Raw genomic sequence first — 23,075 nt, 5'->3', positions numbered from 1 at the left:
AAATTGGTTTTATAGGCTTTTTAATGCTTTTTTGATGATGGTTTCCACCGTAGCTTCCGGGTCTTCTTTTACGATTTTCTCTACTACTTTTTCAGAAGTTTTACGAACAAAACCTAAAACCTCCAAAGCAGATAACGCTTCATCTCGATTTGTATTGTTTTGAACAACCGAAACTTCGTCCAAATCGTACAATTTTAACACTTTTTCTTTTAAATCTAGTATAACTCTTTGTGCTGTTTTGTTCCCAATTCCTTTTATGGACTGGATTACGCCTACGTCTCCTGAGGCGATAGCATTGATAATTTGTCTTGGTTCTATTGATGACAACATGGTTCTGGCAATGTTTGCACCAATTCCTGAAACCGACAATAACATTCTGAATATTTCGCGCTCTGATTTTTCTACAAAACCAAATAATGTATGCGCATCTTCTTTAATTTGAAGATGCGTATACAATTTTATATTTTCTACATTGGGAATTAATGAAAAGGTATGCAAAGAAATGTTTACCTGGTACCCCACTCCGCCACACTCAATTACGACATCTGTTGGATTTTTCTCTACTAATTTCCCCTGTAAATGTGCTATCATAGTATAATTTATTAAGGTCAAATATAACAAAAATGCATTAAAAATACGACATTATTATTTGACCTTAATTATTTCTACTATTTCGCTAATTTAATCTTTTTACTTTCTTTTTCCTGAGCGTCAATAACTGCAATTGCAGCCATATTTACCATTTCTTCAACGCTTGCTCCTAATTGGAAAATGTGAACCGGTTTACCCATTCCCATCATAATTGGTCCAATAGAATTTACTTTATAAAGTTCTTTTAGCAATTTATAAGTAATGTTAGCTGAATCTAAATTAGGGAAAATCAAGGTATTCACTTTCTTACCTGCTAATTTTGAGAAAGGGAATTTTTCTGCAAGCATTTCCTGATTTAAAGCAAAATCTGCCTGAATTTCTCCGTCAACAATCATTTCCGGATGGTTTTTATGCAAGTAAGCTACTGCTTCTCTCACTTTTGAAGCACTTGGACTTGTTGAAGACCCGAAATTTGAATAAGAAACCATTGCAATAACAGGCTCTACACCAAACATTTTAGCCGTTTTAGCTGTCATGATCGCAATGTTAATCAAATCTTCTGTTGAAGGATTGATGTTGATTGCTGTGTCTGACAAGAACATTGGTCCACGAGAAGTCAACATCATATTGGCTGTAGCTACTAATGAAGCTCCCGGTGCCTTTTCAATCAATTGTAGCATTGGTTTCACAACAGTCGGATAACTTCTTGTATGACCTGTTACCAAAGCATCTGCTTCTCCTTCGTTCACCATCATTGCGGCAAAATAGTTTCTTTCGCGCATGAATTTTTGTGAATCTAATAACGAAACTCCTCTTCTTCCTCTTGTTTCCCAATAAGAATTAGCAAATCGGTTACGTCTTCCTTCTTCTTCATTGGTTTTAGGATCAATAATCTCAAGTTCAGCATCAAAACCTAATTCTTCCTTAAGTTCTAAAATGACTTCTTTGTTTCCTAATAAAATTGGATGACCAATTCCATCTTCGTGTACAATCTGTGCTGCTTTAAGTACGTTTAACTGATCTGCTTCTGCAAAAACAATTCTTTTTGGACTTACTTTAGCACGGTTGGTAATCAAACGTACCATTTTATTGTCGTTCCCCATACGCTCGCGAAGCACATCTTCGTATGCTGCCCAGTCTGTAATAGGATTTTTTGCTACTCCGGATTCCATTGCTGCTCTTGCAACTGCAGGTGCAACCACGGTAATCAATCTAGGATCAAATGGTTTAGGAATGATATACTCTTGTCCGAAACCTAATTTTGTTGCTCCGTATGCTACGTTAACCTGCTCCGGTACTGGCTCTTTTGCCAAAATAGCTAATGCTTTTACAGCAGCCATTTTCATCGCTTCGTTAATTTTTGTAGCACGTACGTCTAATGCTCCTCTAAAAATATATGGAAATCCAAGAACGTTATTTACCTGATTAGGAAAATCTGAACGCCCCGTAGCCATAATAATGTCTTTACGAGTTTCTGTTGCTAAGTTATAATCGATTTCCGGATTTGGATTTGCCATTGCAAAAACAATTGGATTCTCGTTCATTGTCAATAACATTTCAGGTGACAAAATACCTCCTGAAGATAATCCGATGAAAACATCTGCTCCTTTCACTGCTTCTGCTAAATCAATTTTAGCTCCGTCAACTGCATATTTCAACTGCAATTCTGATAGTGAAGAATTATCTTTTGTTAAAAGTCCTTTACTGTTAAACATCTTGATGTTCTTAACCTGAACTCCTAACAAAACATATAAATCAGTACAAGCAATCGCTGCAGAACCTGCACCCGAAACTACTACTTTTACATCTTCTGCTTTTTTTCCTGCTAATTCAAGGGCATTAATTAAAGCTGCCGACGAGATAATTGCAGTACCGTGCTGATCGTCGTGCATTACCGGAATGTCTAATTCTTCTACCAATCGTCTTTCGATTTCAAAAGATTCTGGTGCTTTAATGTCTTCCAGATTTATCCCTCCAAAAGTTGGAGCAATATTTTTTACGGTCTGAATGAATTCTTCGATATCTTTTGTACCGATTTCGATATCAAAAACATCAATATCAGAGAATATTTTAAACAACAATCCTTTTCCTTCCATTACTGGCTTAGAAGCCTCCGGACCAATGTCCCCGAGTCCTAAAACTGCTGTACCGTTTGAGATCACGGCAACTAAATTTCCTTTTGCTGTATATTTGTAAACGTCTTCTACGTTTGCTGCAATGTCTAAACATGGCTCTGCAACGCCTGGCGAATAAGCCAAAGATAAATCTCTTTGGGTTGCATATTTTTTTGTTGGAACTACCTGAATTTTTCCTGGAGTTGGTTCTGAATGATACAGTAACGCTTCTCTTCTTTTACTCTCTTTGTTCATTTATTTTTAGCTTTTATTCTAGCTTACAAAGATATAAGTCTTGTTTTAAAATGGCCTATTTTTGCTACTTTCTTTTCCTAAAAATAAATTCGGAGCGAAAAAAAAATAGCCCAAAATAATTTGGACTATTTTTTTGATATGTTTTATTTTTTGGTTGTTTTATTGCGAAATATAAGAGTTTAAATGATTAATAGTATCTTTCTGAATTTCTATAATGGCCTTAACTACATCACTTATAGATATTATTCCTACTACAATTCCATCTTCCAGAACCGGTAAATGTCTGATTCTTTTAGTACTCATCAGTTCCATACAATCTTCAATTTTATTTGAAAGTTTTACCGAGAAAATATTGCTTTCCATAATTTCATGCACAAAAGTTTCTTTTGATGATTTATCTTTCAAAACAATTTTTCGAGCATAATCCCTCTCAGACAATATTCCTTTTAAATCGGAACCATCAATAACCAGAATGGCACCTATGTTTTTCTCTCCCATTACCTTTAAGGCTTCATAAACCGTTGTGGTTGAAAGAACTGAATAAACATTTTTTCCTTTTGTGTTTAATATTTGTTCTACCGTCATAGCTGAAAAATTTTAGATTTATAAAGTTAGAAAAAAATGTAGATACACCACAATGAAAAACAGTTTTTTAAAACCATAAAACATTCATTTTAAGTAAAATAACTAATATTTTGTGTTTTATAAATTTTAGTTTAAAGAATGGAATGAATTCTAATCTTTTTTTACGAAAAGCGCATTGTTTTTTTTGATTGTCAGATTTATTCTAAATAAAAAAATCTGTTGAAGATTTGCTTTTGCCCTTTCAGGGCGGTACTCATTGTCTATTTAATCGTAGTGCGGTGCACTATGCTAATTTCATAGCGCTACGCACTATGTTAATGCTTTTGGGCCTTCAGCCCCTTTTTACAGACTTTAAGTACTCATCATTATAAATCTCTATGGTTATGAATAAATCAATTAAATGTGTTTTGTTTTATAATAAACGAGGCTTAGTAACAGCGCAATGTACCATTACGAATAAAAAATGACTCCTACCTTAAGCCCTGAAAGCTAATGTTTTTTTTGGCTTTCAGTCCTGTTTTTTAAAGGCTTTGAGTACTTATTATTATAAATCTATCATTATGAATAATCAATTAAATATATTTTGTTTTTATAATAAAGGAACTTCAAATCATAAGCGTTCCGAACATGCTCTGAAAGAGCTTTAGCAATAGCGTAGTGAACCGCACTACGAATATAAAAACGATTGTAACCTAAGCCCTGAAAGGGCGAAAGCACTAATCCCATAGAAAACGCTCATCATAAGCTACCTGATATTTATTTAAAAATGCCACCAACTCTTCTCTGAAGCTACGCTTTTTATGATGTTCTTCCTGATTCTTAATGTATTGTATTACTCTCTCTAGTTCTGATGGATTGACAGAAAATATACCATAACCATCCTGCCAATAGAATTTCGCGTAACGATCGTCTATTGTTTTTATCCATTTTGAGGATTGCTTTTTTACTTCTTCGACCAATTTCATTTGGGTGACTTTTTTAGATAATAAACATAATACATGTACATGATCTTGATAGCCACCTATCTGAATTGGATTGCATTCTAATCCTTTACAAATTCCGCCAAGATATTCCCATAAACGCTCTTGTATGACATTGTCAATAAAGGGATAACGTCTTTTAGTACTAAATACCAAATGAACATATACTTTTGATAATGATTGTGGCATAATGTTCTTTTATTTACTGTTGTCTTTTGCTTTTGCCCTTTCAGGGCGGCACTCATTGTCTAATTAATCGCACTACGCTAATTTCATAGCGCTACGCACTATGCTAATGCTTTTGGACTTTCAGCCCCTTTTTTAACTTCTAACTGTTTACAATCGCAAATCTAATTAATTTTTACAAGAAAAAACCTAAAAAACAAATAATAGACCCAACTTACTTAAGAGTAGAAAGAGTACAATATTTTATTAACACGACATAAATGTCGTGCTATTTACGCCTTTAGTTTAATACATTTATTTAGTAAAAAAACAGAACTTAATATATCATAGATGCTATCATGGAAACAAATGAATTTAAAAATCTAGAGCAACTACAAAAACTAACCGCCCGATATTTCCACACTTCAAAATCAGCCAATGAAAATGGAGAAGCCAATAGGACTCAAATTAAGTTTGCAAATTATTCTGAGTTAGGCAGTGTAATTACCGACATGCTTAAATTATGCGTTCTCGCGTTGAATCAGAATTGATATGAAAATTCAGAGACTGGCATTAATGTAGGTCTCATTTTAGAAATGGTTCTCCAGATATTTCCTGTGGATGAATTTGAGTTTTTAAGTGAAATTAGCCAGATGGTTGCTACTAGTTCTCATCCTGCCAATGAATAAATCACTATTTTTTTACTCGCAAAGACGCTAAGGCGCAAAGTTTTTTATTGTTGACTGTTACTGTCAATGTGTGTTTTACACATCGTTTTGTCCTTGCAATGAAGGAAACTCGAGCGATAACGACTGACGAAGTAAATACATTCGAAACTCCATTCCAAATGCCACCAATCTTTGTCGAATTACTAATGTGATCCCTCGTTCCTCGGGATGACAAGATTGCGAATAATTTGATAACAACGAAAAAAGCCCTTTTCTAAAATTTAGAAAAGGGCCTTAAACTATTACTTTTTATTTACAAATTGGTGATTACAAATTCGCTTCTTCGGTTGCGTTCATGTTCTTCATCGGTACATTTTACACCATCAGAACATTGGTTTACCAATTGAGTTTCGCCGTATCCTTTTGCCGTTAATCGGGCTGGGGCTACTCCTTTTTGAATCAGCCAATTTCGGGTTGATTTGGCTCTCTTCTCAGATAAAACCAGATTGTACTGCTGGGTTTGTCGACTGTCTGTATGCGAACGGATATCCAATTTTAACGCTGGGTATTGTTTTAGAATTTCGACAATTTTCTCTAACTGATAAGCGGATTCCTTTTTAATAGTGGCTTTATCGAGATCAAAATAGATGATCGGAATATCGAGCGTTTTTGCCAGATCTGTTCCCACTTCAATGGGTTTAATTCTCTTTTCAAGCTGAATCAATAAAGTCGTTTTTCCGGAATTTCTTTTAATTGCTACCGGTACTTCCTTGCTCTCATAATCTGTTTTCGACGTTCGTACGAAATAGTTTCTTCCACATTTTACATTCGGAAAAATATAATTCCCCTTCTCATCAGTGATGACTTCTGCAACGGTTTGGAAATTTTCATCAAACAATGCCACATTCGCATTTGAAAGTATGACATTGGTTTCTGAATCGGTGACAGTACCTATTAATTGTTGTTCACAATTTAGCTTTCGTCTTTCGGTAAATCGATAAACATCATCAAATCCATGTCCCTTATCGCGGTTGGAAGAAAAAAATCCGTTTCTGTCTTTACTATTGATTATAAAAGCAAAATCGTCCTGCGGGCTGTTAATTGGTTCTCCAATATTTTGTATTTCTTCAAAGGTGCCCTGATCCTTTATTTTTGTCACAAATACATCAAGTCCGCCCAATCCGGGTCTTCCGTCTGTTGCGAAATAAAGTTCATTATCATCGGAAATAAAAGGAAATGTTTCTCGTCCTTCGGTATTGATTGCTGCTCCCAAATTTTGAGGTTTTCCAAAGGTCCCATCTTCCTTTATGGCTACTTTAAACAAGTCGGATTGCCCTAAAGTTCCCGGCATATCTGAAGCAAAATAGAGCGTTTTTTCGTCTACACTTAAGGTAGGATGCGCTACACTATACTGATCACTGTTAAACGGAAGTGCTTCGATATTTTTCCATTCTCCTTCTACGAAATTTGCTTTGTACAACTTTAATAAGGTGACTTTATTCTCGTCCCTGCCTCTTTTACCGTTTAAGAAATTGTTTCTTGTAAAATACACTGTTCGGCCATCTTTTGTAAAAACGGGTGTCGATTCATTGAATTTTGTATTTACTTTCTTCTGAAAACGCTGCGGTGTTCCTAAACTTCCATCCGGTAACAATTCGGCAGTGTATAAATTGGTAAAGGATCGGTTGGTCCACTTGAAATTTTTCTTTGCGACTCCGCCAGTATCTCGTGCAGATGTAAAAACTAGTTTATTATCAAAAATAGTACTTCCATAATCTGAATACTTAGAATTTATTCCGGCATCGGCAATTTCAAATCGTCCTGAATTTGCTTTTATCTCGTTCAAATAATTTTTATTGGATTCGAATAAGATCCCTCTTTTATCTGTTGCCTGTTTTTGATTGAATTTTTCTAAGATTGCATCTGCTTTGGTGTAATTTCCAGAAGCTTTAAGACATTGTGCGTATCGGTACAAATACTCAGACTCTTGTTCTTTATTCATGGAAAACAATTCATCGTACCATTTTAAAGCTTTTACCAACTCTCCATTAAAATAATAGGAATTCCCCAGACGCTGGAACATTTTTTCATCTTTGTATCCTTTCTCAGCTACATTTTCATAGATTTTTATAGCATCAATATAGGCGTACTTCTCATATTTGGTATCGGCATACTTTATACTGCCGGTTTGTGCAATTGCATTAAATAAGAGGAATAAAAAAAATATGGTATAGTGTAGTTTTTGGCTTTTCATGGAGGGATTTTTTAGAAGAATCTTGGTGAGGTAATTCTATTGTAATTATTAAGGAACTCAAAACGCAGGAAAACTTCATGCGACCCCGAATTGTATCTTCTTAAATTAGTAGTTTCATGATCGTAACCATAACCCACATATAAACCATCTGTAATCTGAAAACCTGCCATTGCACTAACCGATGCGCTCCAACGATAAGCCAGTCCGATTACAAACTTATCATTGAACATAAAATTCCCTGAAACATCAACCTGTAAAGGGGCTCCCTGAACCATCTTGGTCAACAATGCCGGCTTGAATTTGATGTAATAATCCAGATCAAAAACGTAACCTGCCATTAAATAGTAGTTGATTTTATCCTTAAAAATAGCGGTATCATCATCATTGAATCGATTGGTTTCGATAAAATTCGGAATTGATAATCCCAAATATGCTTTGTCAGAATGCCAATAAACCCCCGCTCCAATATTGGGTGTGATTCGATTGTTTAGATTCTGAAACTGCGGGTCTCCCTGATTTTCAGGATTCAATTTATTTACATCCAGATTAAAAAGATTTGCCGTGGCTTTTATCCCGAAGGAAAGTTTAAAGGTTTCAGAGGTTGGAACACTATACGACAAATCGGCTGATAAAGTATTCTCGTTGGTTGGACCAATTTTATCGTTTACCAAAGAAACTCCCAATCCTAAATTGCTGTTATTTAAAGGTGTGTTTATAGCAAAGGTACTGGTTTCGGGTGCTCCGTCCAGTCCGACCCATTGTGTACGGTACAATCCGAAAACACTTAGCGCACCACGGGAACCCGCATAAGCCGGATTTATTGCCATGGTATTATACATGTATTGTGTGTATTGTGCATCTTGCTGCGCCGAACACACCACCGTAAAAAACAGGAACATTACAATTATTTTTTTCATTTGAATGGCTTTTAAGAAGCGGCCCGGGATTACCAGGCCGCCGTAATTTTTACTTGTTGATATATAAATAACCTGATTGTTCATGCGAATTCGATTCGTTGTCTTTGTACTTTAAGATGTAGAAGTAAGTTCCTACCGGTAATCCTTCGGATTGTTTTATAGTAGTACGTCCTTCTGAGAAACCTTTAAAAACACGATCTTCGTTATTGTAGTTATCTTTTTCGAAAACCAGAACTCCCCAACGATTGTATATTTCAACCGTGTTACTTGGATAACATTCTAAGCCCTGAATATAGAATCTGCTATTTTTATCATCTCCATTTGGTGAAAACGCATTAAAGACTTTGATAACACAGCCCTTTAAATCCAATACGGTTGGTTTGTCTTCCAGAACACTTTCATCATCTGAAATGTCATCTACCACAACTCCTTTATCACTTCGTCCCTGAACGCTTGCCTGATTGCTTACGCTACCTTTATTGATATCACTTTGCGTGATTTTATAAATGGCTTTAAAATTATATTCGTCAGATTCGTTAACACCTAAATCAATTGCCTGTCCTGAAACGACAACTCCCGGTAAAGGATCTGAAATGGTGATTCCTTTTAATGGAACGTTTCCGGTATTGGTTACTTTAAATCTGTACGTAATGGTTTCGCCTGCATTGGCAAATCCGCTTCCGTTTTCGTCATTAAATACTGCTGTTTTAATTACTGCAATAGCAGGAACTTCAACAAAAACAGTTAATGTCGCGGTACCACAATTGGTTGGATTAGCTTTTTCACACAGCTGATAATTTAAGGCATAAGTTCCACCCGGTGTGTTTGGTTTCACATTTACGGTTCCGTCTGAATTAAACTCAAAATAAGGGCTTTTTGACAGATCGGTAAATATAACTTCCGAAGGATTAATTGGTAAACCTTTCAGTAAATCATTGTTGAAAACATTTATGAATTCAAGAGAACCATTTATACCGTCTACATTTACAATTCCATCATTTGTAACTACAATTTTCACTAAAGGTACTGGAGGATCCGGGTCTATTATATTGATTACCGTAATCTTCGCTACTGCCTGACTGCAATTAGACGGATTTAAAGCTTCACAAATTTGATACGTTAATTCATAAGTTCCGGAAGGCGTTCCCGATTTTACTTCAATTCTACCATCAGATTTTAAAGTTAAATTCGGATTTGGCACAATCGTCGTTAAGATAACGCTTGAAGGAGTCAGTAATACTCCGTTTAAAGTATCATTCTGGAAAATACTTGTTGGAGAACTTTGTCCTTTACTACTGTCAACAGTTCCGGCATTATCGTTATTCGCTTTTATCACCGCTCCTGTTACCGGAACATAACTTTTTACAGTAGAACAATTCGTAGGATTCAGATATTCACAAATACTGTACTCTACTTCGTATCTGCCTATTGGTGTTCCGGCTTTTACCGTTACCGTTCCGTCCGCATTTAAAGTCAATCCTGTTGGAACATTTATTGCTTTTAAGATTACTCCTCCAACACTATTTTTAATTACTGCCGGGTTTCCATTCAAAGTATCATTAGTAATCAATGAAGCTGTAGTTCCGCCAATACTTCCGTTTATGGAAAGGGTTTCTTCTGTCACTGCATTAATCACCGCTTTTCCAACTTCAACGGTGGCCGTAGCAGTAGTACAGTTTGGAGGCGTTGCTCCGTCTTCACAAATAGTATAAGTGATTTGGTACGTACCCGATACAGTGTTTGGATCTAAGGTTAGTACTCCGTTGGCATCAATGCTCAATGGACCTGTTTTGATTGGGGTTACATTGGTATTGGCTGCGGTTACCGGCTGTCCGTTTAGGGTGTCGTTGATCGTTACGTTTCCAACTGTCGTTGCTGTTGTTGTACCCGGTGTTTGTACTGGGTAGGTATTGTCAACGTTGGCTACGATTGGGTTTTTAACTTCAACGGTGGCCGTAGCACTTGCACAGTTGGCAGGGGTTGCTCCTTCTTCACAAATTTCATAAGTGATTTGATACGTACCCGATACAGTGTTTGGATCTAAGGTTAATACTCCGTTGGCGTCAATGCTCAATGGTCCTGTTTTGATTGGGGTTACATTGGTATTGGCTGCGGTTACCGGCTGTCCGTTTAAGGTGTCGTTGATCGTTACGTTTCCAATTGTGGTTGCTGTTGTTGTACCCGGTGTTTGTACTGGGTAGCTGTTGTCATCATTGGCTACGATTGGGTTTTTAACTTCAACGGTGGCCGTAGCAGTAGTACAGTTGGCAGGGGTTGCTCCTTCTTCACAGATTTCATAAGTGATTTGATACGTACCCGATACGGTGTTTGGATCTAAGGTTAGTACTCCGTTGGCATCAATGCTCAATGGTCCTGTTTTGATTGGGGTTACATTGGTATTGGCTGCGGTTACCGGCTGTCCGTTTAGGGTGTCGTTGATCGTTACGTTTCCAACTGTCGTTGCTGTTGTTGTACCCGGTGTTTGTACTGGGTAGGTATTGTCAACGTTGGCTACGATTGGGTTTTTAACTTCAACGGTGGCCGTAGCACTTGCACAGTTGGCAGGGGTTGCTCCTTCTTCACAAATTTCATAAGTGATTTGATACGTACCCGATACAGTGTTTGGATCTAAGGTTAATACTCCGTTGGCGTCAATGCTCAATGGTCCTGTTTTGATTGGGGTTACATTGGTATTGGCTGCGGTTACCGGCTGTCCGTTTAAGGTGTCGTTGATCGTTACGTTTCCAATTGTGGTTGCTGTTGTTGTACCCGGTGTTTGTACTGGGTAGCTGTTGTCATCATTGGCTACGATTGGGTTTTTAACTTCAACGGTGGCCGTAGCAGTAGTACAGTTGGCAGGGGTTGCTCCTTCTTCACAGATTTCATAAGTGATTTGATACGTACCCGATACGGTGTTTGGATCTAAGGTTAGTACTCCGTTGGCATCAATGCTCAATGGTCCTGTTTTGATTGGGGTTACATTGGTATTGGCTGCGGTTACCGGCTGTCCGTTTAGGGTGTCGTTGATCGTTACGTTTCCAACTGTGGTCGCTGTTGTTGTACCCGGTGTTTGTACTGGATACGTATTGTCATCATTGGCTACGATTGGTTTTTTAACTTCAACGGTGGCCGTAGCAGTAGTACAGTTTGGAGGCGTTGCTCCGTCTTCACAGATTTCATAAGTGATTTGATACGTACCCGATACGGTGTTTGGATCTAAGGTTAGTACTCCGTTGGCATCAATGCTCAATGGACCTGTTTTGATTGGGGTTACATTGGTATTGGCTGCGGTTACCGGCTGTCCGTTTAGGGTGTCGTTGATCGTTACGTTTCCAACTGTGGTCGCTGTTGTTGTACCCGGTGTTTGTACTGGGTAGGTATTGTCAACGTTGGCTACGATTGGGTTTTTAACTTCAACGGTGGCCGTAGCACTTGCACAGTTGGCAGGGGTTGCTCCTTCTTCACAAATTTCATAAGTGATTTGGTAGGTTCCTGTTACAGTGTTTGGATCTAAGGTTAATACTCCGTTGGCATCAATGCTCAATGGACCTGTTTTGATTGGGGTTACATTGGTATTGGCTGCGGTTACCGGCTGTCCGTTTAGGGTGTCGTTGATCGTTACGTTTCCAACTGTGGTCGCTGTTGTTGTACCCGGTGTTTGTACTGAGTAGCTGTTATCATCATTGGCTACGATTGGTTTTTTAACTTCAACGGTAGCCGTAGCACTTGCACAGTTGGCAGGGGTTGCTCCGTCTTCACAGATTTCATAAGTGATTTGATACGTACCCGATACGGTGTTTGGATCTAAGGTTAGTACTCCGTTGGCATCAATGCTCAATGGACCTGTTTTGATTGGGGTTACATTGGTATTGGCTGCGGTTACCGGCTGTCCGTTTAGGGTGTCGTTGATCGTTACGTTTCCAATTGTGGTCGCTGTTGTTGTACCCGGTGTTTGTACTGGGTAGCTGTTGTCATCATTGGCTACGATTGGGTTTTTAACTTCAACGGTAGCCGTAGCACTTGCACAGTTGGCAGGGGTTGCTCCGTCTTCACAGATTTCATAAGTGATTTGATACGTACCCGATACGGTGTTTGGATCTAAGGTTAGTACTCCGTTGGCATCAATGCTCAATGGACCTGTTTTGATTGGGGTTACATTGGTATTGGCTGCGGTTACCGGCTGTCCGTTTAGGGTGTCGTTGATCGTTACGTTTCCAATTGTGGTCGCTGTTGTTGTACCCGGTGTTTGAACTGGGTAGCTGTTGTCATCATTGGCTACGATTGGTTTTTTAACTTCAACGGTGGCCGTAGCAGTAGTACAGTTTGGAGGCGTTGCTCCGTCTTCACAGATTTCATAAGTGATTTGATACGTACCCGATACGGTGTTTGGATCTAAGGTTAGTACTCCGTTGGCATCAATGCTCAATGGACCTGTTTTGATTGGGGTTACATTGGTATTGGCTGCGGTTACCGGCTGTCCGTTTAGGGTGTCGTTGATCGTTACGTTTCCAACTGTGGTCGCTGTTGTTGTACCCGGTGTTTGTACTGGGTAGCTGTTGTCATCATTGGCTACGATTGGGTTTTTAACTTCAACGGTAGCCGTAGCACTTGCACAGTTGGCAGGGGTTGCTCCTTCTTCACAGATTTCATAAGTGATTTGATACGTACCCGATACGGTGTTTGGATCTAAGGTTAATACTCCGTTGGCATCAATGCTCAATGGACCTGTTTTGATTGGGGTTACATTGGTATTGGCTGCGGTTACCGGCTGTCCGTTTAGGGTGTCGTTGATCGTTACGTTTCCAACTGTGGTCGCTGTTGTTGTACCCGGTGTTTGTACTGGGTAGCTGTTGTCATCATTGGCTACGATTGGGTTTTTAACTTCAACGGTAGCCGTAGCACTTGCACAGTTGGCAGGGGTTGCTCCGTCTTCACAGATTTCATAAGTGATTTGATACGTACCCGATACGGTGTTTGGATCTAAGGTTAGTACTCCGTTGGCATCAATGCTCAATGGACCTGTTTTGATTGGGGTTACATTGGTATTGGCTGCGGTTACCGGCTGTCCGTTTAGGGTGTCGTTGATCGTTACGTTTCCAATTGTGGTCGCTGTTGTTGTACCCGGTGTTTGAACTGGGTAGCTGTTGTCATCATTGGCTACGATTGGTTTTTTAACTTCAACGGTGGCCGTAGCAGTAGTACAGTTTGGAGGCGTTGCTCCGTCTTCACAGATTTCATAAGTGATTTGATACGTACCCGATACGGTGTTTGGATCTAAGGTTAGTACTCCGTTGGCATCAATGCTCAATGGACCTGTTTTGATTGGGGTTACATTGGTATTGGCTGCGGTTACCGGCTGTCCGTTTAGGGTGTCGTTGATCGTTACGTTTCCAACTGTGGTCGCTGTTGTTGTACCCGGTGTTTGTACTGGGTAGCTGTTGTCATCATTGGCTACGATTGGGTTTTTAACTTCAACGGTAGCCGTAGCACTTGCACAGTTGGCAGGGGTTGCTCCTTCTTCACAGATTTCATAAGTGATTTGGTAGGTTCCTGTTACAGTGTTTGGATCTAAGGTTAATACTCCGTTGGCATCAATGCTCAATGGACCTGTTTTGATTGGGGTTACATTGGTATTGGCTGCGGTTACCGGCTGTCCGTTTAGGGTGTCGTTGATCGTTACGTTTCCAACTGTGGTCGCTGTTGTTGTACCCGGTGTTTGTACTGGGTAGCTGTTGTCATCATTGGCTACGATTGGGTTTTTAACTTCAACGGTAGCCGTAGCACTTGCACAGTTGGCAGGGGTTGCTCCTTCTTCACAGATTTCATAAGTGATTTGGTAGGTTCCTGTTACAGTGTTTGGATCTAAGGTTAATACTCCGTTGGCATCAATGCTCAATGGACCTGTTTTGATTGGGGTTACATTGGTATTGGCTGCGGTTACCGGCTGTCCGTTTAGGGTGTCGTTGATCGTTACGTTTCCAACTGTGGTCGCTGTTGTTGTACCCGGTGTTTGTACTGGATAGCTGTTGTCATCATTGGCTACGATTGGGTTTTGTACAATAATAGTAACTGTAGCAGTTGCACAATTTGCTGTTGGATTTGCAACTTCGCAAATCTGATAATCAAAAGTATAAGTTCCAGATGGTGTATTTGGCTGAACTGTAACAGCTCCTGTATTAGTATCAAAACTTAAATTTGAAGGTAAAGTTGTAGTCGAAGTAATTATAACTTCATTAGCCACTACATTTTTACAGTTCAGAGAGTCATTATCCAAAACACTTGAAACTGCGATTCCGCCCAAAACTCCATTAAAAGATGTTACACGATCTTCAATAGCTTTGATTGGTCCAATTACTTTCACCGTTTGTGTACACGTCTGAGTATTTCCGGCAGCATCAGTAGCTGTCCAGGTTACCATAGTGGTTCCGATTGGGAAGCTTGATGGCGCGTCATTAGTGACCGTTACTGAACAGTTATCACTTGTTGTTGGAGTTCCTAAAGCAACTCCGGTAGCCATGCATGAACCAGCATCCGCCAAAACAGTCACATTAGTTGGACAGGTAATAGTCGGTTTCTGAGTGTCTTTTACAATAACTTTTTGAACGGCTGTTTCTACATTACCGTTTCCATCGTCAAAACTCCAAGTGATCGTATGTGTTCCCTGAGTATTATAGGTTAATGGATCTGTAGTCGTTCCTGTAATGGTTCCTGAACAAGTATCTGTCGTAGTAGGCGCTGTGGCTGTAGCACTGCACTCGCCTGTTACATCGGCCAGAACTGGCTTTGTTGGTTTCTGAGTGTCTTTTACGATAACTTTTTGAACGGCTGTTTCTACATTACCGTTTCCATCGTCAAAACTCCAGGTGATCGTATGTGTTCCCTGAGTGTTGTAAGTTAATGGATCTGTAGTCGTTCCTGTAATGGTTCCTGAACAAGTATCTGTCGTAATAGGCGCTGTGGCTGTAGCACTGCACTCGCCTGTTACATCGGCCAGAACTGGTTTTGTTGGTTTCTGAGTGTCTTTTACGATAACTTTTTGAACGGCTGTTTCTACATTACCGTTTCCGTCATCAAAACTCCAGGTAATCGTATGTGTTCCCTGAGTGTTGTAGGTTAATGGATCTGTAGTCGTTCCTGTAATGGTTCCTGAACAAGTATCTGTCGTAGTAGGCGCTGTGGCTGTAGCACTGCACTCGCCTGTTACATCGGCCAGAACTGGTTTTGTTGGTTTCTGAGTGTCTTTTACAATAACTTTTTGAACGGCTGTTTCTACATTACCGTTTCCATCGTCAAAACTCCAGGTGATCGTATGTGTTCCCTGAGTGTTGTAGGTTAATGGATCTGTAGTCGTTCCTGTAATGGTTCCTGAACAAGTATCTGTCGTAATAGGCGCTGTGGCTGTAGCACTGCACTCGCCTGTTACATCGGCCAGAACTGGTTTTGTTGGTTTCTGAGTGTCTTTTACAATAACTTTTTGAACGGCTGTTTCTACATTACCGTTTCCGTCATCAAAACTCCAGGTAATCGTATGTGTTCCCTGAGTATTATAGGTTAAAGGATCTGTAGTCGTTCCTGTAATGGTTCCTGAACAAGTATCTGTCGTAGTAGGCGCTGTGGCTGTAGCACTGCACTCGCCTGTTACATCGGCCAGAACTGGTTTTGTTGGTTTCTGAGTGTCTTTTACAATAACTTTTTGAACGGCTGTTTCTACATTACCGTTTCCGTCATCAAAACTCCAGGTAATCGTATGTGTTCCCTGAGTATTATAGGTTAATGGATCTGTAGTCGTTCCTGTAATGGTTCCTGAACAAGTATCTGTCGTAGTAGGCGCTGTGGCTGTAGCACTGCACTCGCCTGTTACATCGGCCAGAACTGGCTTTGTTGGTTTCTGAGTGTCTTTTACGATAACTTTTTGAACGGCTGTTTCTACATTACCGTTTCCATCGTCAAAACTCCAGGTGATCGTATGTGTTCCCTGAGTGTTGTAAGTTAATGGATCTGTAGTCGTTCCTGTAATGGTTCCTGAACAAGTATCTGTCGTAGTAGGCGCTGTGGCTGTAGCACTGCACTCACCTGTTACATCGGCCAGAACTGGTTTTGTTGGTTTCTGAGTGTCTTTTACGATAACTTTTTGAACGGCTGTTTCGACATTACCGTTTCCATCATCAAAACTCCAGGTGATCGTATGTGTTCCCTGAGTATTATAGGTTAATGGATCTGTAGTCGTTCCTGTAATGGTTCCTGAACAAGTATCTGTCGTAGTAGGCGCTGTGGCTGTAGCACTGCACTCGCCTGTTACATCGGCCAGAACTGGCTTTGTTGGTTTCTGAGTGTCTTTTACGATAACTTTTTGAACGGCTGTTTCTACATTACCGTTTCCATCGTCAAAACTCCAGGTGATCGTATGTGTTCCCTGAGTGTTGTAAGTTAATGGATCTGTAGTCGTTCCTGTAATGGTTCCTGAACAAGTATCTGTCGTAGTAGGCGCTGTGGCTGTAGCACTACACTCACCTGTTACATCGGCCAGAACTGGTTTTGTTGGTTTCTGAGTGTCTTTTACGATAACTTTTTGAACGGCTGTTTCTACATTACCGTTTCCGTCATCAAAACTCCAGGTGATCGTATGTGTTCCCTGAGTATTATAGGTTAATGGATCTGTAGTCGTTCCTGTAATGGTTCCTGAACAAGTATCTGTCGTAGTAGGCGCTGTGGCTGTAGCACTGCACTCGCCTGTTACATCGGCCAGAACTGGTTTTGTTGGTTTCTGAGTGTCTTTTACAATAACTTTTTGAACGGCTGTTTCTACATTACCGTTTCCATCATCAAAACTCCAGGTGATCGTATGTGTTCCCTGAGTGTTGTAGGTTAATGGATCTGTAGTCGTTCCTGTAATGGTTCCTGAACAAGTATCTGTCGTAGTAGGCGCTGTGGCTGTAGCACTGCACTCGCCTGTTACATCGGCCAGAACTGGTTTGGTCGGTTTCTGAGTGTCTTTTACCGTTACAGTTCTTGTAGCAACTGCATCAGCACAACCTCCCGCTCCTGTTACGGTATAAGTTATTGTTGCTGTTCCAATTTTTTTTCCTTTAATTATTCCAGCGGCATCAACTGTAGCAATTGCGGTATCACTACTTGACCAGCTTCCTCCACTCGTTCCGTTTGAGGTAAATGTTGTTGTAGCTCCAGGACAGATTTCTTGTGTTCCTGATAAAGTGCCTGCATTTGGTGCTGCTGTTACCGTTATCGTTCTGGTAGCTGTGGCATTTCCACAACCGCCTGTTCCAGTTACCGTATAAGATATCGTGGCTGTTCCTGCTGCTAGTCCTGTAATTTCTCCTGCCGCATCTACTGTAGCAACTGTTGTATTATTGCTTGACCAGCTTCCGCCACTTGCTCCGTTAGAGGTAAATGTTGTTTTTTGAGCAACACAAATATTTTGAGTTCCTGATAAAGTGCCTGCATTTGGCGCAGCAGTTACCGTTATCGTTCTGGTAGCTGTGGCATTGCCACAACCGCCTGTTCCGGTTACTGTATAAGATATTGTTGCGGTTCCTGCCGCTACTCCTGTAATTTCTCCTGCCGCATCTACTGTAGCAACTGTTGTATTATTGCTTGACCAGCTTCCGCCACTTGCTCCATTGGAGGTAAATGTTGTTTTTTGAGCAACACAAATATTTTGAGTTCCTGATAAAGTGCCTGCATTTGGCGCAGCAGTTACCGTTATCGTTCTGGTAGCTGTGGCATTGCCACAACCGCCTGTTCCGGTTACTGTATAAGATATCGTCGCGGTTCCTGCCACTACTCCTGTAATTTCTCCTGCCGCATCTACTGTAGCAACTGTTGTATTATTGCTTGACCAGCTTCCGCCACTTGCTCCATTGGAGGTAAATGTTGTTTTTTGAGCAACACAAATATTTTGAGTTCCTGATAAAATGCCTGCATTTGGCGCAGCAGTTACCGTTATCGTTCTGGTAGCTGTGGCATTGCCACAACCGCCTGTTCCAGTTACCGTATAAGATATCGTGGCTGTTCCTGCTGCTAGTCCTGTAATTTCTCCTGCCGCATCTACTGTAGCAACTGTTGTATTATTGCTTGACCAGCTTCCGCCACTTGCTCCGTTAGAGGTAAATGTTGTTTTTTGAGCAACACAAATATTTTGAGTTCCTGATAAAATGCCTGCATTTGGCGCAGCAGTTACCGTTATCGTTCTGGTAGCTGTAGCATTGCCACAACCGCCTGTTCCGGTTACTGTATAAGATATCGTGGCGGTTCCTGCCGCTACTCCTGTAATTTCTCCTGCCGCATCTACTGTAGCAACTGTTGTATTATTACTTGACCAGCTTCCGCCACTTGCTCCATTGGAGGTAAATGTTGTTTTTTGAGCAACACAAATATTTTGAGTTCCTGATAAAGTGCCTGCATTTGGCGCTGCTGTTACCGTTACCGTTCTGGTAGCTGTAACATTGCCACAACCTCCTGTTCCGGTTACTGTATAAGATATTGTTGCGGTTCCTGCCGCTACTCCTGTAATTTCTCCTGCCGCATCTACTGTAGCAACTGTTGTATTATTGCTTGACCAGCTTCCGCCACTTGCTCCATTGGAGGTAAATGTTGTTTTTTGAGCAACACAAATATTTTGAGTTCCTGATAAAGTGCCTGCATTTGGCGCAGCAGTTACCGTTATCGTTCTGGTAGCTGTAGCATTGCCACAACCGCCTGTTCCGGTTACTGTATAAGATATCGTGGCGGTTCCTGCCGCTACTCCTGTAATTTCTCCTGCCGCATCTACTGTAGCAACTGTTGTATTATTACTTGACCAGCTTCCGCCACTTGCTCCATTGGAGGTAAATGTTGTTTTTTGAGCAACACAAATATTTTGTGTACCTGATAAAGTGCCAGCATTTGGCGCTGCTGTTACCGTTACCGTTCTGGTAGCTGTAGCATTGCCACAACCGCCTGTTCCGGTTACTGTATAAGATATCGTTGCAGTACCTGCTGCAACTCCAATGATTACTCCTGTTGAAGCATTTACTGTTGCAACTCCTGCAGCACCACTTGACCAGCTTCCATTTGAATTTCCGTTTGTAGTGAATGTAGTAGTCCCCCCAACACAAATGTTTTGGGCACCTGATAAAGTACCTGCATTTGATGCAGTAGTTACAGTCACTGTCCCATTTATTGTAGCCGCCGTACACGGTGCTGTGTGACCAACTGTTGTTATGGTGTAAGTACCACTTGCTGTTGGTGTTCCTGAAACAGTTATTGTTTTTGCACTAGAATCAACTGAAACCGATAAACCAGCCGGTAAATTTGATGCTGTAGCATTGGTTGCACTTCCTCCAAAAGTATAAACAGTACTTGGAATAGCTGTTCCATTACAAATTGCTGGGTTTTGTGTACCACTGGTAAATACAATCGTAGAAGCTGTGTTTACAACTGCTGCAACTGCAACTCTTGATGCCGAAGTACAACCTTCTGGTGAAGTAGCCTCTACATAATAAGTTGTGGTAGTTGATAAACTTGGTGTAGTATAACTCGCTCCTGTTTTTAATGATGTACCACCTGTTGAAGCCGCATACCAGTTAATAGTTGCTCCTGCCGATGCTGTTGCATTTAATGTTAATGTTCCTGCACCACATCTGGAGTCTTGTGTTGTTGAATCTATTGTTGGTCTTGTATTTATTGTTGCTACAACTGCCGTTCTTGTTCCTGTAGTACAACTATTTCCGGTTGCATCTACATAATACGTCGTGGCGGTTGATAAATTTGGTGTAATAAAACTGGTTCCGGTTGCCAATGATGTACCACCTGTAGCTGCAGCATACCAGTTAATTGTTCCTGAAGAAGCTGTAGCTCCTAATGTTACCGATCCTGCATCACATCGCGAAGCAGGTGTTGTTGCTGTTATCGTTGGTATTGCATTGATCACAAAATTTGTAGCTGTTCTACAACTTCCAATACCTGAGCAAGCTGCATAATATGTTGTGGTCCCTGGCGTATTTGTATTTGTCAAGCCTGACCCCGCAACACCTACAGGATTAAAAGAAGAACCTGTAAATATTGGTGATAAACTTGTAGACGACGTGTACCATTGTATAGTCCCCGAATTTGAACATGTAGAAGTAGCCGTTAATGCTCCGTTACCTCCCTGACAAATAGAAACTCCTGTAGTTGTCGGTGCTCCCGCAACTGGATTGATTGTCATACTTGCAGTAGGAGCCGAAGTACATCCCTGAGCATTAGTTGTAGTCAGTACGTAGCTGTTCGGTACTAAACCAGAGAAAATACCATTTGTATTGTTTACTGGTGCCGTTACCGGATTTGTTCCTCTTAAGGTATAACTTATTCCTGCTCCAGGAGCAGGAGTGTTTACTGTTATTGCTCCTGTTGGTGTAAGACAATTCCCTTGTGTTACAGTAGCTGTTGGAGTTGCCGGTAACGCCAAAATCGTAATATCATCTACCGTTTCTGCACTACCTTTAAAATTTGTGCCGGGAACATTTGCCTGACTGGCTCCTTCATAGGTTTTATTGGCAGAACCATAAGCATTCGTAAAGGCTGTAATTCTTCTATTTGGATTAGCAGTTGTACGTGTTGGATCAAGATACAGAGCCTGTGCACTAGAACTGTAGGTTCCTGCCGCCATAGACGCCGCTACCTTTCCTGTTAAGGTTATCGTAACCACTCCATTTTGTGCAATATTAAAGCCTCCAAATACAGGATTACCTGCCGTAGCAGTGTTTGTTAATGCCCCTGAAGGTCCTGTTGCTTCTGCAGAATAAGTCGCTGTCGCGGAATCGAACTCGATACCTGTTGGAAAAAGAAAATCTAAAAATACTCCTGCAGCATTCCCTACTCCTGTATTTTTGATCTGAATTTCATAAGAAACCTTTTCTCCAATCGAATTACAAGCTGATGCGGTTGAAAGTGCTTTTACTTTTGTTTCCAAAACAGGAAAACAATTAGAATTTACCTGCAAATTTGGCGGTACATCCTGTGCTGTAAAAGTTGACGCACTACCTGCTGTTCCATCTACCGCACCGTTTCTGATTCCCGCACCGGCATTAGACTTTCCTGAAATACCTCCTGCTACAGTAGTCGTTAAGGTTACAGTACCGGTAAGGTTGTGTCTGATTATTCCACCACCACCACCACCACCAGGTCCGTGTGAATTATTATTATCGTTTTCAGTATTTCCTCCTGCTCCTCCTGCTGCTTCTATTCTGATCGTAGCGGTACTACTATTTGAGATATTCAATAATACAGTTCCTCCTGCTCCACCACCACCTGCTCCATCCGGTGAACCTGAGAAAGCACCTGGTGCTCCTTTTCCTCCATTGGCATAAATATTACCTGTTCCCTGAACGGTCCCTGCATTGATAAGAATAATGGCACCACCGACACCACCTTTAACACCAGATGAGGCATTATTGGCATCTCCGGCACCACCACCACCTCCCATAACTAATCGTGGAAAGGCAGTTGCAGTAAGATAAGATCTGAAACCCGGTCTTCCTCCTCCTGTTAATGGAAGAACATCACCGCCTCCACCTTGCCATCCGGCACCACCTAAGCCACCAAATCCGCCATTACCTCCACCTCCACCTCCGGAGTTGTGGTCATTACCACCTCCACCAGCGTTGGCAGGGGCTCCTCTTCCTGCAGATCCTCCAGGCATTCCTTCTACCAGATTATCAACCTGATTAAATCCATCCCACATATAACGGGGTGTTCCCGCTATTCCTTCTCCTTTTCCTGAGACCGTGTTGTTGGATGAAAGTCCTACATAAGTTTTGGAGTCATTTAAATTAGAATCCGCTTTTGGACTATAACCTCCTCTAAAACCGCGGGCATTTCCATCAATAGAAAATCCGGCAAAATTGAATGTACCGGAAACATTAAAAGCAATAACTCCTCCTGCAACACCATTAAAAGGAGGTGTTGTTATAGAAGAAGTAAGTGTTAAATTGGAATATTGGGGTACTCTTACAATCTGAAAAGTTCTTTTTCCTCTTGTCGTTGTAGCATCTGCATTATAAAAACTATTCAGGGTTCCACCATTGGCACCCGTTCCTTTAAACGTTAAATTCCCACCAGTCAGTGGGACATTATTCGTTGCAATAACATATTCAAAAACTCCGGTGTTGCCCAAAGATGTAAATCCGGTACCTCCTAAATTATCCGGACCACTATTTGAGGTTCCTGAACCATAGCTGGTTGTATTGGTATAGTCAATTGTAGCATCCTGCATTTGAATAATCAAAATCAGATCTCCTACTGATATCGCAGTTGTCCCAAAATTATTAGAATACTGATCTGTAGGAGGTACTCCTCCTAAAACTATCGATTGAGTTCCTGCATTCAGTGTTATATTTCCCGAAATAGGAAAATAAGTATTTACAGAACTTGATACGGTAACAGGTCCATCTCCTCCGGGTGTTCCACAAACTTGTGAAAAAGCAGGTAATGACACTAGTCCAAAGAACAAAACAAAAAAGATTTGTTTTAAAAAATTAAACTTGCTAAAAGTAAAGTTATACATAAAC

At 40.6% G+C, this 23,075-nt stretch carries 7 protein-coding genes; all 7 read right to left on the bottom strand.

Annotation, left to right across the window (positions count from 1 at the left end; genetic code table 11):
- Positions 1 to 9 precede the first annotated feature (9 nt).
- The gene (gene ruvA / locus OLM58_RS10535; RefSeq protein ID WP_264526340.1) at positions 10 to 591 is read right to left on the bottom strand and encodes a Holliday junction branch migration protein RuvA; all 582 of its coding nucleotides are present in this window, start codon (positions 589 to 591) and stop codon (positions 10 to 12) included.
- A gap of 77 nt (positions 592 to 668) precedes the next feature.
- Positions 669 to 2,960, bottom strand: coding sequence for an NADP-dependent malic enzyme (locus OLM58_RS10530; RefSeq protein WP_017497882.1), 2,292 nt, complete (start codon positions 2,958 to 2,960; stop codon positions 669 to 671).
- Positions 2,961 to 3,119: 159 nt separating this feature from the next.
- On the bottom strand, positions 3,120 to 3,545 hold the full coding sequence (locus OLM58_RS10525) for a CBS domain-containing protein (protein WP_264532239.1): 426 nt from the start codon (positions 3,543 to 3,545) through the stop codon (positions 3,120 to 3,122).
- Positions 3,546 to 4,261: 716 nt separating this feature from the next.
- On the bottom strand, positions 4,262 to 4,714 hold the full coding sequence (gene tnpA, locus OLM58_RS10520; RefSeq protein WP_264532238.1) for an IS200/IS605 family transposase: 453 nt from the start codon (positions 4,712 to 4,714) through the stop codon (positions 4,262 to 4,264).
- 957 nt (positions 4,715 to 5,671) lie between these two features.
- Entirely contained in the window at positions 5,672 to 7,612 is a 1,941-nt protein-coding gene (locus OLM58_RS10510) for an OmpA family protein (RefSeq protein ID WP_264532237.1), read from the bottom strand.
- Between the two features lie 11 nt (positions 7,613 to 7,623).
- Positions 7,624 to 8,529: a type IX secretion system membrane protein PorP/SprF gene (locus tag OLM58_RS10505; protein WP_026110131.1), complete on the bottom strand. Its 906-nt coding sequence runs from the start codon at positions 8,527 to 8,529 to the stop codon at positions 7,624 to 7,626.
- A gap of 49 nt (positions 8,530 to 8,578) precedes the next feature.
- Entirely contained in the window at positions 8,579 to 23,071 is a 14,493-nt protein-coding gene (locus OLM58_RS10500; RefSeq protein ID WP_264532236.1) for a gliding motility-associated C-terminal domain-containing protein, read from the bottom strand.
- Positions 23,072 to 23,075 lie beyond the last annotated feature (4 nt).

It is taken from the genome of Flavobacterium sp. N502540 (genome assembly GCF_025947365.1).
Classification (GTDB): Bacteria; Bacteroidota; Bacteroidia; order Flavobacteriales; family Flavobacteriaceae; genus Flavobacterium.
The sequence above is the reverse complement of the archived record's forward strand: the minus strand, read 5'-3'. Positions and strand labels throughout refer to the sequence as shown.

Coding starts and splice junctions, on each gene's coding strand:
- ruvA (WP_264526340.1), bottom strand. CDS start 591: ATGATAGCACATTTACAGGGGAAATTAGTAGAGAAAAATCCAACAGAT.
- OLM58_RS10530 (WP_017497882.1), bottom strand. CDS start 2,960: ATGAACAAAGAGAGTAAAAGAAGAGAAGCGTTACTGTATCATTCAGAA.
- OLM58_RS10525 (WP_264532239.1), bottom strand. CDS start 3,545: ATGACGGTAGAACAAATATTAAACACAAAAGGAAAAAATGTTTATTCA.
- tnpA (WP_264532238.1), bottom strand. CDS start 4,714: ATGCCACAATCATTATCAAAAGTATATGTTCATTTGGTATTTAGTACT.
- OLM58_RS10510 (WP_264532237.1), bottom strand. CDS start 7,612: ATGAAAAGCCAAAAACTACACTATACCATATTTTTTTTATTCCTCTTA.
- OLM58_RS10505 (WP_026110131.1), bottom strand. CDS start 8,529: ATGAAAAAAATAATTGTAATGTTCCTGTTTTTTACGGTGGTGTGTTCG.
- OLM58_RS10500 (WP_264532236.1), bottom strand. CDS start 23,071: ATGTATAACTTTACTTTTAGCAAGTTTAATTTTTTAAAACAAATCTTT.